At 62.9% G+C, this 17,961-nt stretch carries 12 protein-coding genes; 5 read left to right on the top strand and 7 right to left on the bottom strand.

Annotated elements, in window-relative coordinates; translation table 11 throughout:
• Positions 1 to 247: 247 nt before the first annotated feature.
• Positions 248 to 445 carry a hypothetical protein gene (locus EH209_RS11535; protein ID WP_126663037.1) on the top strand — a complete coding sequence of 66 codons (198 nt, stop codon included), beginning with the start codon at positions 248 to 250 and terminating at the stop codon, positions 443 to 445.
• Between the two features lie 169 nt (positions 446 to 614).
• The gene (locus EH209_RS11530; protein WP_126663036.1) at positions 615 to 1,769 is read left to right on the top strand and encodes an FAD binding domain-containing protein; all 1,155 of its coding nucleotides are present in this window, start codon (positions 615 to 617) and stop codon (positions 1,767 to 1,769) included.
• A gap of 56 nt (positions 1,770 to 1,825) precedes the next feature.
• Here the strand turns inward: EH209_RS11530 and fdhF are convergent, their stop codons facing one another.
• From fdhF to EH209_RS11510, 5 genes are all read right to left on the bottom strand, one after another.
• Positions 1,826 to 5,218: a formate dehydrogenase subunit alpha gene (fdhF, locus tag EH209_RS11525; RefSeq protein ID WP_126663035.1), complete on the bottom strand. Its 3,393-nt coding sequence runs from the start codon at positions 5,216 to 5,218 to the stop codon at positions 1,826 to 1,828.
• Positions 5,215 to 6,843, bottom strand: coding sequence for an NADH-ubiquinone oxidoreductase-F iron-sulfur binding region domain-containing protein (locus tag EH209_RS11520; protein ID WP_126663034.1), 1,629 nt, complete (start codon positions 6,841 to 6,843; stop codon positions 5,215 to 5,217). The genes fdhF and EH209_RS11520 overlap by 4 nt, the downstream gene beginning before the upstream one ends.
• A 125-nt stretch (positions 6,844 to 6,968) precedes the next feature.
• A complete protein-coding gene (locus tag EH209_RS24030; protein ID WP_164722034.1) occupies positions 6,969 to 7,130 on the bottom strand; it encodes a hypothetical protein in 162 nt (53 codons plus the stop codon).
• Between the two features lie 173 nt (positions 7,131 to 7,303).
• Positions 7,304 to 8,590, bottom strand: a complete 1,287-nt coding sequence (locus tag EH209_RS11515; protein WP_126663033.1) for an L-lactate MFS transporter — start codon at positions 8,588 to 8,590, stop codon at positions 7,304 to 7,306.
• A gap of 313 nt (positions 8,591 to 8,903) precedes the next feature.
• A complete protein-coding gene (locus EH209_RS11510; RefSeq protein WP_126663032.1) occupies positions 8,904 to 9,800 on the bottom strand; it encodes a helix-turn-helix transcriptional regulator in 897 nt (298 codons plus the stop codon).
• A gap of 151 nt (positions 9,801 to 9,951) precedes the next feature.
• Here EH209_RS11510 and EH209_RS11505 point away from each other — a divergent pair, with 151 nt between their 5' ends.
• A complete protein-coding gene (locus tag EH209_RS11505) occupies positions 9,952 to 11,034 on the top strand; it encodes a methyltransferase domain-containing protein (protein ID WP_126663031.1) in 1,083 nt (360 codons plus the stop codon).
• A 406-nt stretch (positions 11,035 to 11,440) separates the two neighbouring features.
• On the opposite strand, the gene EH209_RS11500 is transcribed toward EH209_RS11505, so the two are convergent.
• On the bottom strand, positions 11,441 to 12,553 hold the full coding sequence (locus EH209_RS11500; RefSeq protein ID WP_126663030.1) for a CapA family protein: 1,113 nt from the start codon (positions 12,551 to 12,553) through the stop codon (positions 11,441 to 11,443).
• A gap of 821 nt (positions 12,554 to 13,374) precedes the next feature.
• Between EH209_RS11500 and EH209_RS25105 the strand changes: the two genes are divergently transcribed.
• Both EH209_RS25105 and EH209_RS11485 read left to right on the top strand, forming a co-directional pair.
• Positions 13,375 to 13,773, top strand: a complete 399-nt coding sequence (locus tag EH209_RS25105; protein WP_126663589.1) for a halocin C8-like domain-containing protein — start codon at positions 13,375 to 13,377, stop codon at positions 13,771 to 13,773.
• Positions 13,774 to 13,881: 108 nt separating this feature from the next.
• A complete protein-coding gene (locus EH209_RS11485) occupies positions 13,882 to 14,244 on the top strand; it encodes a hypothetical protein (protein WP_126663029.1) in 363 nt (120 codons plus the stop codon).
• A 379-nt stretch (positions 14,245 to 14,623) separates the two neighbouring features.
• On the opposite strand, the gene EH209_RS11480 is transcribed toward EH209_RS11485, so the two are convergent.
• Complete coding sequence (locus EH209_RS11480) at positions 14,624 to 17,848, bottom strand: MEDS domain-containing protein (protein WP_126663028.1); 3,225 nt, start codon at positions 17,846 to 17,848, stop codon at positions 14,624 to 14,626.
• Between the last annotated feature and the right edge of the window lie 113 nt (positions 17,849 to 17,961).

The following is a 17,961-nucleotide window of genomic DNA, read 5'->3' as shown; positions in this document are numbered from 1 at the left end:
GCGTGGCCCGACGCTGGCGCTCGTTCGAGACTCCGGTAGTGACACTTCTAATCAGCAGCGACAGGGATGACAGCCCTCGAGCAGCCGGCCGAGGTCGGTCCGCCGTCCTCCCACGCAGCTGATTTTCAAATCCTCCCTCGAGAGGTCGTCCAGACCCTGGTTTCAATCGTCTCGCGTCTTCGATGTCGAAACGAGCCAAAATAACTTGGAGCAATGGTGATGCCCCATCGGCTCGTTTTCGTACTTGATGAGCAGGTCAGAATCCGGGACGAGGATCGTCGCAGTGTGTCGCTCCTGTGAATCGGTGTTCGTCTCCGAACAACAGCCGGACGGCACGATCAGACCGATCGGTGTCTCGGAGGAGTGCACCTGCGGTGACGGCGACTTCCGCCGGATCGCTCCGTCGGAAGACGCCGCGCCGACGGCGGCTCCGCCATCGGACTGAGACGGTCGGCGGCGCCGTGAATGGATCGCGAAGACAGCGGATCGTCCGCAGCGACTGATTTTTCGGAGTCGACGGCTCAGGTGTCGAGCACACGTCGAGAGTGCCGGCCGTCCCCGCCCCGTCCATCGCAGCCAAAGCCCTTTCAGCCGTCGGTCCGCGAGACACCGGCGTGTCTCGGCGACGCAGCCGGCGATCGACGGACTCGCTGTCGGTAACCGTCTCCGGCGGCTCGATGGGCGGGCTCTTCGCCGGGCTCGCCCTCGAGGACGCGGGCCACGAGCCGACGATCTACGAGCAGTCGACGGGCGACCTCCGCGGTCGCGGGGCCGGAATCGTCGTCCAGGAGAACGTGCGCCGGTTCCTCGAGCGTCGCGACGTCGTCGACCCCGGCGCGATCGCGACGACCTCGAGCGAGCGCCGCTTTCTCGCGCGGGACGGCGACGTCGAAACGTCGCGTCCCAACTCGATGGTGTTCACGTCGTGGGACGCCGTCTACCGACGACTGCGCGAGGCGTTTCCGGACGACCGCTATCGGATGGGACGCGAGGTAGTCGGCGTCGATCCCGCGACGGCGACCGCCGAATTCGCGGCCGGCGACGAACGCGAGGCCGACCTGGTGGTCGCGGCCGAGGGTGGCCAGTCGTCGACGCGCCGCCAACTCTTCCCCGAAGCGGGTCCCGAGTTCGCCGACTACGTCGCCTGGCGCGGCGTCGTCGACGAGTCCGACCTGGCACCGGCGGTCGCCGACCGTTTCGACGATGCCTTCGTCTTCTACCAGGGACAGGAGCTACTCGTTCTGGCGTACTTCATTCCCGGCGACGACGGCGGGACTGCGCCGGGCGAGCGACGGCTCAACTGGGTCTGGTACGACACGCTCGAGAACCGTGATCGGTCCGCCGTCTTCACCGACGCGACGGACGCCGAGCGAGAGATCACCGTCCCGCCCGGCGCGCTCCGCGAGCCGGTCCGAACTCAGCAACTCGAGCGTGCGAGCGATGTGCTGCCGCCCGTCTTCTCGAGAATCGTCGCCGAGACCCCGACCCCGTTCGTGCAGGCGATTTACGACCTGACGGTCCCCGAAATGGTCGTCGACCGCGTCTGCCTGCTCGGCGACGCCGCGTTCGTCGCTCGGCCCCACACCGCCGCGGGCACGGCGAAGGCCGCCGGCGACGCCATCGCGCTCGAGCGAGCCCTCGATCGACACGACGCACGTTCCGCGGCGCTGTCGACGTGGAACGACTCTCGCACCGAGTACGGGGATCGGCTCGTCGCCCGCGGGCGACGGATGGGCGACGAACGGTTGGGACTGGCCGACTCGAACTGAGCGCGGGAGTGAGAGCGAAGGCGAGTTCGAGAGCGCAGCGACGTCGTCAGCCGACGTCAGTCGTCCGCGCTACGACCGCCGACGTCCTCTGGATCGCCGCCCTGCCCCTCGAGTTGGCCGGGCGTCGGTGAGACGACGTTGGCCGCCTCCTCGGGGGGAACGTCGAGCGGCGTGATCCGGACGCTCGTCACCTTGTACTGCGGGATGAACGACGTCGGGTCGAGTTCATGCTGGGTGAGCTTGTTGATCGCTCCCTGCGGGAAGTGCATCGGGATGAAGACGACGCCGGGATCGGAGGTGTCCTCGACGTTGGCCTTCACGACGATCTCGCCCTGCCGGGACTGGACGCGGACGTACTCCTGGTCGTCGATGCCCAACTGGTCGGCCATCTCCGGGTGGATCGTCACGAAACTCTCCGGGACGTGGTTCATGAGCGTCCCCACCCGGCGAGTCATCGTGCCGGTGTGCCAGTGGTACAGGACTCGCCCCGAGGAGAGCGTGATCGGGTACTCCTCGTCGGGCATGTCCGGCGGCTTGGCGTAGTCGGCGGGGACGAAACGGGCCTTCCCGTCCTCGAAGTTGAACTCGTCCTCGTAGAGGTACGGCGTGCCGGGATCGTCCTCGTCGAAGCAGGGCCACTGGATTCCTTTGGTCTCCTCCTCGAGTCGATCGTAGGTGACGCCGCCGTAGATGGGGACGAGGGAATTGATTTCGTCCATCACGTCGGCCGCCGAGTCGTACTCCCAGTCGTAGCCGAACCGCCGGGCGAGCTGGATGAGGATCTCCTGGTCCGGTTTCGCTTTCCCCGGCGAGTCGACGGCGGGTCGGACCCGCTGGATGCGCCGCTCCGTATTGGTGAAGGTCCCGTCCTTCTCGGCGGCGGAGGCGGCCGGGAGCACCACGTCGGCGTACTCGGCCGACTCGGTCAGGAAGATGTCCTGGACGGCGAGGAAGTCGAGCTTCGTCAGCGCCCGCTCGGCGTTGTCGAGGTCCGGCTCCGAGAGGACGGGGTTTTCGCCCATGATGAACATGCCCTGAAGGTCGCCGTCGTTGACGGCGTGGAACTGCTCCGGGAGGCGGAGCCCGACGTCGTTCGGCGGGCGCTCGCCCCACTCGTCCTCGAACTTCTGGAGGACCTCCTCGTCGCCGAGGTCTTGATACCCCGGAAGCCTGTGCGGGGCCGGTCCCATGTCGCCCCCGCCGCCCTGGACGTTGTTCTGGCCGCGGAACGCCGAGAGCCCGGCGCGGGGCTTGCCGAGATTGCCCGTCACCAGCGCGAGGTCGGCGATGGCCAGCACGTTGCGCGTCCCGGTCGTGTGCTGGGTCAGCCCCATCGCCCAGCCGAAGATGCAGGTATCGGCGGTGGCGATCGTCTCGGCGGCCTTCTTCAGTTCCTCGGCGGGGACGGCCGTCAGCTCCTCGACCTGCTCGGGCGTGAACGGTTCGACCTTCTCCTTCAGTTCGTCGAAGTGTTTGGTCCGCTCCTCGATGAACTCCTCGTCGTGAAGGTCGTTCTCGATGATGTACCGGATCATCCCGTTCATCCAGGCCACGTCCTCGCCGGGGGTCGTCCGGATGTACTGGTCGGCGTGCTCGGCCAGCCCCATCTCCCGGGGATCGATGACGATGAGATCCGCCCCGTCGCGGACGTTCTGTTTGATCCGCGTCGCGAGGACGGGGTGGGACTCGGTCGTGTTCGAGCCGGTGATGAGATAGCAGTCGGTCTCCCCGATGTCCTCGTTGATCCGGTTGGTCATCGCGCCGTAGCCGACCGTCTGCTGGAGGGCCGCCACCGTCGAGGAGTGACAGAGCCGCGCGCAGTTGTCGACGTGGGGCGTCCCCAGGACCTGCCGGGCGAACTTCTGGTTCAAGAAGTTCTCCTCGTTGGTCGTCTTCGACGAAGAGATGACCGAGAGGCTCTCGCTGCCGTGTTCGTCGCGGATCTCCGAGAGCCCCTCGTAGACGCGCTCGATGGCTTCCTTCCACGACGCCTCGCGGAAGCCCTCGCGGCCGACCGGGCCGTCCGGCGCGTTCTCTTTTCGAACGAGGGGTTTCTCGAGGCGATCGTCGGCGTCGACGTAGTCGTAGCCGAATTTCCCCTTCACGCAGGTCGAGAAGTCGTTCGCCGGCGCCGAGTCCGGGTCGGCGGGCCGGACGCCGAGCACTTCGCCGTCCTTGCCGTAGAGTTCGAACCGACAGCCGACGGCGCAGTAGTTGCAGGTGGTCTCGGCCTTCTCGATTCGCGAGAGGCGCGCGTCGCCGATGGTCGTCGCGACGTTGAACAGTTGGCCGGCTGGCATCGCCTCGCTGGCGATCCCCTCGGAGACGTGTTCGAACTCCTCGAGGGCGCGGTCGCCGACCTCCTTCAAGGTGTGGCTCATCTGCCGCTTCGAGTCCTCGGCGCGCGCTCTCGCGATCGACATGAAGCGGGCGACGCCGGAGAGGTCCTCCTCGGGCTTCGCTCGGCCCTCGACGTCGTATGGGAGATCACGGTTCGGCGCCTCCGTCTGGTCGGCCGTTTCGGCCTTCGGGCTCTCGAGGACCTTGCCGATCGAGTTCTCCTGGGTGAAGCCGGGCAGGGGGATCGTCGCGGCGTCGGTCAGCCCCTGCTCGACCAGGGCGCCGGTCGGGCAGACAGTCGCGCAGTGGCCACAGGAGACGCAGGTGGACTCGTCGAAGGTCTCCTCGCCGTTCTGGAAGGCGATGCGGGTGTCCTGGCCGTTGCCCTCCATCCGAAGAACGCCCTCGACCTGCACGTCATTGCAGGCCTCGACGCAGCGGTTACAGAGGATGCACTTGTTGCGGTCGATCTGGATGGCCGGCGAGGTGTCGTCGAGCGGTTCGTACTGGTCGCGGTCCTCGAAGACGCCCCACCGCGGTTCCTCGACGCCCTGCTCGATGGAGGTGTCCTGCAGTTCGCAGCGGCCGTTCTGGCCGCAGGTCGTACAGCGAAGGTTGTGATCCGACAGCTGCAGGTCGAGGTTGACCTCGCGCGCCTCGGCTGCGTCGTCCTCGTCGGTTCGGACCGTCATCCCTTCCTCGACGGGATGCGAGCAGGACGTCACGAGTCCGTGTTCTTCCGTGTGGACGGTGCAGGTCCGACACTCGCCGCGCGGCCCGATCGCGTCGGCCTGTTCGGTGTCGCGGTCGTAGTAACAGAGCGCGGCCAGCTCGTCGGCCGGTTCGACGGACTCGACCGCGTCGATGATCGTCGAGCCCGGCGGCACCGAGACGGGCGTCCCGTCGACCGTGAGGTGGGTCATTCCGTCCTTGCCGTCTCCGGAGCGGACGTCCGGGTCGTTGGCGGTCCCGGTCTCGAACTGCTCCGTGAGCGGCGTACTCGGCCGCGGATCGGACACGTTCGGCACCGAAGGGAGCTTCTCGACGGCGGTCGGTCGCCGTTCGGTTTCCACGTCGTCGACGTGGCTCGCCGGGTCCTCGCTGCTCATCGGTTCCCCTCCGTCTGGTGTCCGGCGGTCTGCGTCATCGCGCCCTCGCACTCGCCGCTGGGACAGCGACCCTCGGTGTGAGCGGCCACCTCCCGCTCGAACTCGCGCATCCCCGTGACGGCCGGGCGGATCGCCGTGCGGCCGAAGTGGCAGATGCTCGTTTCGCCCATCACGCGGGTCAATTCGCGTATCTTTGCATCTTGGTAATGGCCGTCGTAGATATCTCGAAGCATGTTTGTGAGTTCCTGACTACCCTCGCGACAGGTGACGCAGCGCCCGCAGTTCGACTCCATCGCGAAGTTCGCTCGCCGCCCGGCCGTCGCGAGCACGCAGTTGTCCTCGTTCAATAGTTCGACCACGCCCTCAGTTCCGAGCCCGGCGCCGGCAAGGGCGGGCGCCGACGGCGACTGCGAGAGCGACCGCGTGAGCCCGCCGAACTGGCCGCCGACGCAGGCCATCTTGAACTGCCCCTCGAGGGAGACGGCCTCTCGAGCGTCGGCCAGATTCCCGCCGGTCGGGAGCTCCACGGTCGCCGCCGCGTCGACGTCGCCCGTGACGGTGACCAGCCGGGTGCCGGGGTCGGCGTCGTCCGCGTCGAACTCCTCGGGGTGGAGCATCGCGCGGCGAGCCTGCGCCATCGTCCGCGGGGTGTGGACGACGGTCGGTCGCCCGTAGAGGCCATGCTCGGCCGGCGACGGCGGCCGGAGGCGAGCCTCGAGGCGGTCGTTGCCCTCCATGGCCTCGAGGGCCATCGTCGGCTCGCCGGCGATGAACCGATCCGGTCCGACGACGACCTCGGGTCCGCGCTCCCGGTCGAGGCGTTCGGCGAATCGCTCCTCGGCGTTGCGGGCGGCCTCGTGGACGCGCTCGCGGGCTCGATCGTCGTTCTCGTTACAGTAGACGACGACGTCGTCGGCACCGACCAGTTCGGCGACGGCGAGGGCCCCGTCGAGTACCTCGCCCGGCACGGCCTCGAGCAGCGTCCGATCGGTCGCGTTGCGGTCGTCGCTCTCGTTGGCGTTGACGACGACGACCGGGTCGTCGGCCTCGGAGTCGGGCTCGTCAGACCCCTCCGCGGCCGTCTCGCGGGCTAGCTCCCACTCCTCGGTAACGGGATCGTCGACGCTCCAGTCGCCGCGACCGCGGCCGAGCAGTCCCACGTCGCGGACCCGCGAGAGCGCCTCGTCGGGATCGTCGCCGACCAGTTCGGCCGCCGACTCGTCGGGAACCGACGTGGGATCGACCCAGCCACAGCGGCCGAGGACGCGGCGCCGACCCACCGCGAGCGGCCCGTCCTCGGGCGTCGGAAGCGACGCCGGCGCCGGCTCGTGGTCGACGACCGTCACGGGGTCGTCGGTTGGGAGTTCGCCGCGCTCTACCGTCTCGACGAGCGATTCGAGCCGGCCGACGACCGGCGCGGAATAGAAGGCCGTCTGACCGCCGTCGGTGAGAAGAACGAGCGGCTCTAGCTCCCGAACGCCGGTCGGTCCGGTCTCGAGGACGCGGGTTTCCTCGGCCGCCGAGCGAAGCTCGTCCAGCGCGCGCTGTTTTCGTCGTTCGCTCTCCGACCCGCCGGCGACGCGAACGATGGCCGCTTCGTCCGTCGACTCGGTCCGTTCATCCATTGCCTCCGTCTCCGGTCCCGGGATACGAAAAAGCACACCCTGAACGGGGACGTGCGGATCTCCGGCGTGTCAATCACGCTACTGGCTTGCAGCGATCAGTCTGGGGATCCGTACGTGGTGTCGGATCAGAACGGGGGTTCCAGCGTCGATCGCTCCCTGCGGCGCGCTCCGAGCGCTACCGCGAGGGCGCCGAGTATCGCGACGAGCAACAGCGCCACTGCCCCGACGCGTCGCCCGCTTTCGCGTTCCGTTTCGGTCGCTTCCGACGGCGTTCGATCGCCGAACATACCCCACCGTTTGCGGACGGCACGGATAGCGTTTCTCACTGCCACGGGAATCGACAGGTCCCGCAGTGGGAGCCGACAGGTTCCGCAGTAGTGCGGTCGCGTGTCGACGCGAACGGTTGTCCGGCCTCGGGGCGAAGACGCTCGAGTAGTTGCGCCGGCGCGACTCGAGGCGATCAGGTCGCCTGCGGGTCGGCTCTGGGGGATGACTCTCGGACGTCCTCGATCCGGTAGTACAGGACGCCCACGGCGGTCAGCCCGACGACCAGCGCGCCGGTGATGATGTAGAAGGCCATGACGTAGCTACCGGTCCGTTCGACGATCTCGGAGATGAGCATCGGGCCTGCGACGCCCGCGGCTCCCCACGCCGTCAGGGTGTAGCCGTGGATGGCGCTGAGTTCCTTCGTCCCGAACAGGTCGCCCAGGTACGCCGGCAGACAGGCGAACCCGCCGCCGTACGCGCTGATGATGAGGAACAGCAGTCCCGCGAACAGCCAGAGGTGGGTGATCTGGGGCATCAGCAGGAACGCGGCGATCTGGAGGCCGAAGAACACGCCGTACGTGCTCGTCCGGCCGATGTAGTCGGAGGCGGTCGCCCAGAAGATCCGGCCGCCGCCGTTGAAGATGCCGATGAGGCCGACGACCGAGGCCGCGGTCGCCGCGTCAACCTGCGCGATGACCTGCGTCATCGGCGACGCGACCGACAGCAGCATGATCCCGGCCGAGATGTTGATGAACATGACCAGCCACACGAGGTAGAACCGCGGCGTCCGCAGGGCCTCGCTGCCGGTGAGTTCCGCGAGGTCGGTGTTGACGGAGACGCCCTTCTCGTTGTTGGCAGTGTCGAGTTCACTTTCGTCGATTCCGTCCGGAACCCAGTCGACCGGCGGCTTCTTCAGATAGCTCGCGCCGGCGGCCATCAGGAGGAAGTAGGCCACGCCGAGTCCGTAGAAGGTGACAGGGATGCTGGCGGTCTCCATGACGTAGTTCGCGACCGGACCGGTCACGAGCGCGCCGGCGCCGAAGCCCATCACCGCCATCCCGGTGGCCATCCCGCGGCGGTCGGGGAACCACTGGACGAGCGTCGAAATCGGCGTGATGTATCCGAGTCCGATGCCGATCCCGCTGATCACGCCGAACGTCAGGACGAACGCGGCGTAGCTCTCGAGTTGGACGCTCACGCCGGCGCCGATGATTCCGAGGCCGAACGTTCCGGCGGCGATCAGTCCCGAGGTCCGCGGGCCGTGGTTTTCGACGAACCCCCCAAGGAATGCCGCCGAGAGCGCGAGGAAGACGATCGCGACGGTAAAGGCCAGCGAGACGTCGGATATCGCCCACCCTAGCTCGTCGCGAAGCGGGTTCTGATAGACGCTGTACGCGTAAATCGATCCGATGGAGAGGTGGATCGCGATTGCCGAGAGCGCGATCAACCAGCGGTTTCTGTTAGCTTCGGTTCGGACCATCACCGCCGGGTACCGGATTAGCGGGTAAATGCTCGGGGCGTGCGTCTGCACGGTGGGGCTCGTCAAGCCGTCGTTAACCGCGGGTTTGTGTCACTATCGTTACCGGTATTGGCCGAGAGCCCGACGGCCGCCGCTTGCTTTCGAGTGTGCTCGAGCGGTCGGTCTTGCTCGCTTTGACAAGGAGCGCGACAGGCTCTAGTTCGACGGACGACCGAATCAATATTTCGGGCGTGGGACGCCCGAATTTAGCGGTTTGAGAGGAAAAACGAGTAATAGATTGTACTGATATCCATCCGCTCTTGCGAGCGGGGTGTCACTGCTCTATCCGACTGTCGAGTCGCGTAGAGTCCGCCTGAATCGACGCGTAGACCCGTTCGGCCCACTCGCGGGCCATGGGCGAGTCCGTGTCGACGAACACCTGCATCAGCCCTGTGTCGTCGTCGTATCCGCCGAGTCCGACGCGTTCGTCGAAGAGCGCGAGTCCGTACGGGAGTTTCTCGCGAGTCCGGAGGGTCAACCGTCCACGATCGACCGCCTCAGTCACGCGGGTCGGATACGTTTCACGCAGCCTCTCGGCGATGTCCGGTGGGTAAATGAGTTCAGCTTCGGTGCCGTCAAATACTCGCTGGTAGAACTCGCCGATCATCAGCGGCGCCAGATGCGTCGTGTTGAACCCCCGGAACGTTTCCGACTCGCCGACGAGCGAGATCAACCGCTCGGCAGGTCGGTCCGGGACGGTCGGTTCAGCGACCGTCACGGTCGAATCGATCATCGGTTCGATGGCGAACTCAGCGTGGTGCGGACAGATCACGTCCAACAGCGGTCCCATCCGGTGGACGGTGCTCACGTTCGCCTCGAATCGGAGAACTTCGTCGGTGACCGCCTCGCCGCGACCCGTCAACCGGAACCGACCGTCCGTCTTCTCGACGAACCCCTGTTCGTCGAGCCACCTCGTCAGGCGGTGGCTCGTCGCCCGCGAAACGTCGAGGCGATCCTCAATCTCGCGGCGATCCAGGGGCTCCGCTCGGAGCGCCTCGAGAACCGGCCCGTGCCGGACGATGTCGCCGAGATGGTCCGGGTCGGCGCGGGTGCCTGCCGCGTTGAGGCGCTTACCGAGGTATTGCTGGTTCCGCGCGTTCTGCATGACCGCCTCTACGATCGGCGATGCCGGTGGATTGAACGTGAGTTGGTCGTCTTCGGGAACGTCCATGTCAGTCACTAGCTCGAGATAGGGTAGCAACGGTAGTAGCTCTATCTCGTACGTGATGAGACAGTCACTCTCACGCACTGAAACGGCGTTCAGTCCGTGAAACGGAATCTCCGTGAATGAGGCCAACACGTTCGCCGTCCACTGTCCAGATATGGCACTACCGACTACCGCCGACGAACCGGTCGACGAAGAACAGTTGGATGAACTCGTCGGAATGGCCGTCAACGAACTAGGAGTGGCCTACTACGCGCCGCTGATCGTTATCGGCGACAGGCTCGGCCTCTACGAGGCGTTAGCCGACGGCGGACCGGTCTCGCCTGCCGAGTTGGCCGAGCGGACCGACACCGTGGAACCGTACGTCACCGAGTGGCTCAATGCGGGAGCGGCCGGCGGATACGTCACCTACGATCCTGAGACGGGCCGCTACGGTCTCACACCCGAGCAAGCGGCGCTACTGGCCGATAAAGACAGCCCCGCGTTCCTCGCTGGCGGGTTCCAGGGGCTGATGGGGTACCAGCGGAGCCTCTCGGAGCTCGAAGCCGCCTTCCGAACCGGCGAGGGCGTGGGCTGGCACGAGCAAGACGCAGACGTGTGTCACGGAACTGAACGCTTCTATCGGCCCAGCTACGAGACGAATCTCGTCGACGAGTGGATTCCCGCGCTCGATGGAATGAGCGCGAGGCTCAGGGACGGAGCGCGCGTAGCCGACATCGGCTGCGGTCACGGTGCGTCGACGATTATCATGGCCGAGGCCTACCCCGATTCGGCGTTCGTCGCCGTCGATTACCACGATCACTCGATCGAGGTCGCCCGCGAGCGAGCCGAAGACGCCGGTGTGGCAGACCGCATCAGCTTCGAGGTGGCAACCGCAACGGAGTACGACGGGGCCGACTACGACCTCGTGATGATGTTTGACGCGTACCACGACATGGGTGATCCGGTCGGCGTGGCGTCACACGTCCGGGAGACGCTCGCCGATGACGGAGCGTGGATGTTGGTCGAGCCGTTCGCCAACGATCAGCTCGAGAAGAACCTGAACACGGTGAGCAGGGCGTTCTACTGCGCCTCGACGCTGGCCTGCGTACCGAACTCGCTCGCCCAGGGCGGCGACCCGGTTCTGGGTGCTCAGGCCGGCGAAGCGCGCCTCCGCGAGGTGATCACTGCGGGCGGGTTCACGCGGGTCCGTCGAGCGGCTGAGACGCCGTTCAACCTCGTGCTCGAGGCCAAACCGTGACGCCGCCTCCTCCCGATTGTCGGCGATGCAGCCGGGGCTACTGAGAACGGTGGCGGTGCCGCTGAGTGTTTTACTGGCCGGTCCAACACGCGGCGGACACGAAAGCTCGAGTTCACGCAGCGTCCCTGTCACTTAGCGGTCGATTCGCTGGATTGCCGCGAGGTTGGTTGGACGCGACTCCCAGAGGCAATCACACCCCGCTCAACTGGTGATCGAAATCAGAGAAGATCGCCGTTCGACTGATAATCGCCACACTGTTCGGCGAGAATGGTGGTACCGTCGCCCGCGGATTTGCTCGCGACAGGAATATGGCGCTGCAGGATTTGCCCCGTCAGCCGTCACACGGCGGCCTCTCCGCGCCTGACGGCGCGGACGCGACGGCGTGGTCCGAAGCGAGCGCGGTCGGTCACAGCGGGACCACGAGCCCCTCTCCGTCCCGTTCGTACGTCGTCTCGAACGGCGCGGATCGAGCGCGCATTGTCTCTCTGAGCCACGCCGCCGCGTCCTCGCCGGCGCGAGAGACGCCGTCGTCGATCTCGATCGGAACGAGCTGTATCTCCCGGAGCTCTCCGTCCTCGAGCGTCGCTTCGAAGAGGTAGCTGCGGTCGTTCTGGAGGCCGTCCTTGACCCCGAAATCGTCGACGAAATCGCCGGTGTCGTGGAGCACGACGCCGTCGCCGTATTGTTCGATTCCCTGGACGACATGGGCGCTGTGACCGTGAACGAGGTCGACGCCCCGATCGACGAGCCAGTGACCGAACGCGACGAGCCGTCCGCTGGGACGCTCGACCCAGTTCGGCCCGAAGTGAACGGAGGCGACGAGGAGATCCGGATCGGTCGCCTTCGCGCGCTCGATCGCGTCGCCGACGACCCGCCGGGTTTCGGAGGCCGACGGATCCGGAGCGATGTGGGCGATTCCCGGCCGGCCGTCGGTCGCAGCGTAACCCGCGTATCGGTCGGCGAACGAGACGACGGCGACGTCGACGTCGCCGACGGAAAACGTGGCCGGCGCGCGGGCCGCCGCCGGCGTCTCGCCGGCACCCGCGACGTCGATTCCCGCCTCGGTGAGCGCGTCTATCGTGTCGGTCAGTGACACCGGTCCGAAATCCATCGCGTGATTGTTCGCCAGCGATGCGAACTGAACGTTCCCCGCACTCAGCGCGGGAACCGCCCACTCCGGATCGCCGCGAAAGTGATACGTCCGACCGGGGGCCGGTTCGCCGCGCGTCGACAGACAGCACTCGAGGTTACAGCAGACGCCGTCGAGGGACTCGAGCCGGGGCCGGAGATCGCCCCAGACCGTCGCCGGGTCGACGTTGGACCGCCCGTACTGCCGGTTGAGCTCACGCCCGAGCATCGTATCGCCGGCGAAGCCGATCGTCGTTTCGCCGCGCCCGCCGTCGCGATCGGCAGCGGAACCGCGGTCGTCGGTGACGGCCAGATCGCCTTCGGGGACGGCACAGCCGCCGAATGCGACCGCTCCGGCGGTCGCGAGGAACGTTCGCCGGTGTCGGCTCATGGACTTGCCGTCGTCGGGTGTGCGAACCGGTCGCGCCTTCGGATCGCAACTGTTCGAGTCCACTGTGATCGCTGCATAGGACTGTTATCGAATAGACCGATCAAAACGTTCTCGCTTAACCCTGTCGGTGAAGGAGAGAGAACGACTCGTCGCGGAAACGGATCTCGTCGAATGCAGTGTAAGTACTCGACACCGTCGCAGAGAAGTGGGCGCTGTAGGCGTTAACTGGTCCGATCGTTGCTACCTTCTTACTTCCAGTTTTCGTGTTCATTTTCCTTGGATAATCTGCCAGTGTCGGGACGCTCATTCGCCCGGCTGGCACGGTCGTAATGCCTGTCGAGAATCTCCTCTGATGCGTCGAGTCAGTCAGAAACGACTCCTCGAGGGACCCCGTCGTCCCGATACTTCGTCATTGATCGTGTTCTCGTAGGTGGGTATGAGCGCGGTCAACTTTCGAATTGCCTATTGAACGATGATCCGGATCTGATTAAATGGGCATACAATACATTTGAACACATTAAATCTAATCTAGACTATATAAATAGCTAATTAGATTTTTGGACACTATTCTTTTAAGTTCTAATTCAGCTGATGGAATAATTCCACTGTAAGGTATAATAACAGCTGTTAATTACAATATATTACTAATTGACTCGTGAAATGTGGTCCAGAACTGGTGAAAGAACCTGACGACATTGACACCAAATTGAAGAGATCAATGACTCCGTCGACGACGGCAGCGGTTGTGCAGAGACAGGGGAAACTCTCAGTGGACTCCGCAGTGAAGATCGTGTCAAACGACGGGGATTGATTAAAATGGAATCTCCATAGCCGAACTGAAATACATCAACGATCCGAATGAAAATATCCCTAAAGAAGCAACGAAAATCAACGCGATAGAGGGCGGTGAGGTAAGCACATACGGTGGTATCCCGCCTGCATCCACTGATACAATCGCAGTTCAGAGCGATGCAGTTACAGCGCAACAATTTGATCTTGGCTGCTGGGGGTGTAAGAAATGCTTCGAACTCATCTGCCAGATTGGATGGGGGGCAGGCACTGCATTCATTTGTGGAGTTCTTTCAGGTTCAGGTTACATTGCTGGTGGAACCTGCTTTACCTTCACCCAAATCGCCTGTAAAATCACCGCTGGCAAAGGATGTGCTGGACAGTACGATTACGAAGAACTCTGTGCAGACCCCCGTCTAGACCTCTGCTAGGTCTCTCATCCTCGTCCATAGCCCACTTTATTTATGATATGGCAATAATAGATATTATAAATATATTGGGAAGTAACTTTTATTGTGATATCTACAGTATAGATACGTATGGCCACCAACCAATTCAACCTCAAACTCATCGTCCTTAATGGGATCAGTGCTGCTCTCACCGGCGTGATAATGTATCTTCTCACGGCGAGTGAAAACACGAACTGGACGCTTGTCGCGGGTGGGTTCGTTGGATTTTCCGCACTCCTTTTTGCTATTGGTTATTTCCTCAACCAGCGACCATTTTCACTTACTGGTGGTTGGCTTGGGAGCGCAATGGGTGCGGGCTATGTTGTCTTATTTCAACCGATACATTCAGGCGATGCGACGACCTTCATTTCGGCAGCTGTTGGGATGATTGTACTCGCACCTTTTTACCAGAGGGTCTTTGAAGCGGGGGAAAGAATGCCTAGAGATAATTAGATTAGATTGGTATGTGTGGTGCTATTCGAATTGCATCAATAGAACTCAAACGAAGTTGGCGTCAGTTCACCGCTGACCGACGTCAGCTATTATATATCGCGTTCTTACTTTGCGTACTGCTCTCGGTTATGAGTACTGCTTTTGTTTTGTTGAATCAACACGAGCGATTGTTACGTCAGACATAAGGTGGCTGTTTTTCGAGGATTTGAAAACCGGCGTAAGTGATGGAGGAGTCATGAGCTCGTAGCGTCTTGCTGAATTGAGTAGCGCGTATCGGTCACGAGTTCACCGACCATCTGCTAAGTACATGAGACGAACATCGACCGGGTTATCCTCGGCCAGCAGAATCCCGATTCCCTCACTCATTACGAACCACTACCTATGCGGATTTGCTCGCTTTCTTCTCGGGAACTGTGAATGAGAAAGTCGACCCCTCACCGAGTTCCGACTCAACCCAAATGCGGCCATTGTGAATATCAACGATCCGTTGGCAGAGTGCGAGTCCAATACCAGTGCCGGCATACTCGTCAGGGGTGTGGAGGCGGTTGAACACCTCAAAGATCTCCTCAGCTTTTTCCGAATCGATCCCGATTCCGTTATCCTGGACCGACAGCACCCATTCATCGTTTTGCTTCTCAGCAGTGACGTGAATATGCGGCGGCTCATCACCAGCGTACGTAATAGCGTTATCGAGCAGATTTTGGAACAGCTGCACCAGTTGCTGCTCGTCGCCCATGACCGTGGGCAGTGAATCCGAGGTAATCTCGGCGCTGCTCTCTTCGATGGCGATTTGGAGATTATCCGTCGCCTGGGCGAGCACGCCATTACAGTCCACGGGTTCGAATTCTTTGTCACTCGTGTTGAGCCGTGAATACTGCAGCAACGCATCGATCATTTCGCGCATCCGGTCGGCACCATCGACGGCGAACTCGATGTACTCCTGTGCGTCGGCATCGAGATCGTCGGCATATCGTTGTTCGAGCAGTTGAACATAACTCGACACCATCCGTAACGGCTCCTGGAGGTCGTGAGAGGCGGCGTAGGCGAACCGCTTCAATTCGGCGTTCGAGCGTTCCAGTTGTGCGTTAGTTTGTTCGAGTTCCTGCTGGCGATGCTTGCGCTCGGTGATGTCGCTCGCCATACCAATCCATTCCTCGATGTCACCGTCCTCATTCAGCATTGGTACCGCACGCGTGAATGACCAGCCCAGGCTGCCATCGACCTGCTCCACTCGGTGTTCAAGCTCGAATGTACTCTTGGTCCGGACGGCTTCGTTGACGGCCTCCATGATGCGCTCCTGGTCGCCCGGGAGAATGTATTTATCAAGCCAGTCGCTGGTCGGTTCGTTTGTGTTGGCGAGGAAGCCCTGGGCTTCGAGGTGGTGCATTTTGTTCCAATCAGAGCTCATGCGAAACACGGCTTCCGAACTCGCGGTGACCAACGCTCGGAATCGCTCCTCGCTTTCGCGCGCAGTTTCATACAGACGAGCGTTATCAATGGCTACGGCCGCTTGGGCAGCAATCCCGGTGATGATGTTTTCATCCTTCTCGGTGAAGATGCCCCGCTCCGAATGGCCGAAGAAAAGGCCACCGTGTACTTCACCGGAGTTCGAGATTACAGGAACCGCCAGGTAACTGCAGACGGGCAGATGGCCTTCGGGCATCCCATCGTAGGGCGCATTGTTACCGTACCGCGGATCTTTGGTGATGTCGTCCGAGCGGACGACCCCCTCGCCGTGAAAGGTCGGGCCGAAGACCTCCGTATTGCGCGGCATCGGGAAGTCTTCGAATTCCTCATCAGGTACTCCTGAGAGGGTATAGAGCGTGTAGGATTCGCCTTGGTCATCGATGACGTTATAGAAGAAGGCACCAAACTCCGCGCCGGTTATTTCCGTACCGGCGTCTGTAACCTCCTGCACCAGATTCTCGAGGTCGAGTTCGGCGGCCAGTGAGTTGCCCACCTGGTTGATCGTTTCGAGGGTGTGGGTTTGTTCGCGCAGTTCCTCCGCGGCCTGCCTGCGTTCGAGTTCATACTCCACCCACTGCCCCATCAGGTGGTGGAACGTGCGTTCGGCCTCTGAGAACTCCTCCTTCCGTGGTTCGTTCGAGACGAAGAAGAACGTCCGATCGACGTCACCATCGACTTCGAGGTGGCTTCCGAGGTATGCCTGGACGCCGAAGCGCTCGTAGCACAGTTTCCCCTCGAACCCCTCGCTTATAGGGTCGGTGACGGCAGCGGTTTCTCCGTCGCCCGTCACCAATCGGCAGTAGGTTTCGGAGAGCGGATACTGCTCGCCAGGGACGAGGTGGTCGTGGTCCCCGCGTATGGTCTCCACCTCGAACAGATCGGCCGTCGGATCGATGCGGGCGATCCCGCCGTATTCGAGGTCGAACCGCTCGCAGCCGAGTTCGAGTACCGCTTGGAGTTTGTCGTCGAACGGCCGGTCGGAATCGGCCACAATCTCGTACAATCTCTGTTGGGCCTGCTCGTGTTCCTTGCGCTCGGTGATGTCGCGGATCGCCGCGAACATGACCGGGCGGTCATCGACCTCGATTTGGGACGCCGAGATCTCAGTCGGAATCCGGACCCCATCCCTAGTGCGGCAGGTGAGTTCGTCTGTCCAGCCGATCCCATCTTCGACCACCTCGTCAACGAACGTACTGAATCTGTCGTGTTCGTCGGGATATAAGTCGGAGGGGCCGCGCGCCAGCAACTCGTCTCGTGCGTATCCAAACATCTCGGATGCGGCCGGATTTGCGTCGAGGATTTCGTCTGCGTCGGGGTCAACGATGAGGATAGCGTCGTGGCTGCTCTCAAAGATCTGCTTGAAGTGTTCTTTCGATTGCTGGAGTTCCGTCTTCGCCTCGGTCTGCTCGCGCAGGTTCCCCATCATCCGATCGACCGTGTCGGCTGGCCGTTCGGGGCCGAAGAACTCCTCGGGAGGAGTGTAGTAGACGTTGTGAGAGACCATGTTGTCGTGGATGAGGTGCGGGTGGGTCTCGATGACGTCTTCGAGCACCTCGGGTGGGAACCGCTCGCGATTATACTGACACATGACGGTGTAGTCCTCGTTCTGGAACAGGGAGTTGAGGGCCGCTTCGTACTCGACCAGTTGATCGGGGCTCGTATCCTCATCCAGCGCCCACGTCATCTCGGCGGCTGCCCTGATTCCCGTGTAGCCGTCCTCGTCTGTTGCTTCCGTTAGGGAGTCCTCCCAGAACTCCAGCATCGCATCCTGATCGAACGCGCCGGTCCTGCGGTACGTGTCCGCTTCCGTGTGGACGGATAGCGCACCCGAGTCGAGGGCACCGTCCACGTCAATGCCGTAGGCCCGCATCGCTTCCAGTACTTCTGCTTTCGAGTTGTCATCCGCGACGTACAGGCATCGCTCGCCCTGCTCGAGTCCCTGGCGGATGAATGGGATGGCGGCCGCGAACTGTTCGTCTCGATTCTTATATATAAGTGCGAAATGGTCGTTGACGTGGTCATGGCTATCGGGTGGTTCGACCGGGCCGCGAAACTCAGGACTCTGACGCAATGCCTCGAGGCCGCTTTCGAGACCCGGCGTCCCCGGTTGGTCACTGCGTTCGCCCTGTTGACTCATTGGCAACCGGTAGTTGGGTGGAACGGTTAAATGTGGTCTTCATCTGCACGTGGGTGATTCGCCCTCGTACTCCCATCGTTTGGAGCCAGCGCTCGGTAGATATGCACGCAGTA

Source organism: Haloterrigena salifodinae, assembly GCF_003977755.1.
In the GTDB taxonomy this organism is placed as follows: domain Archaea; phylum Halobacteriota; class Halobacteria; order Halobacteriales; family Natrialbaceae; genus Haloterrigena; species Haloterrigena salifodinae.
This window is presented reverse-complemented; position numbering and strand designations above follow the sequence as displayed.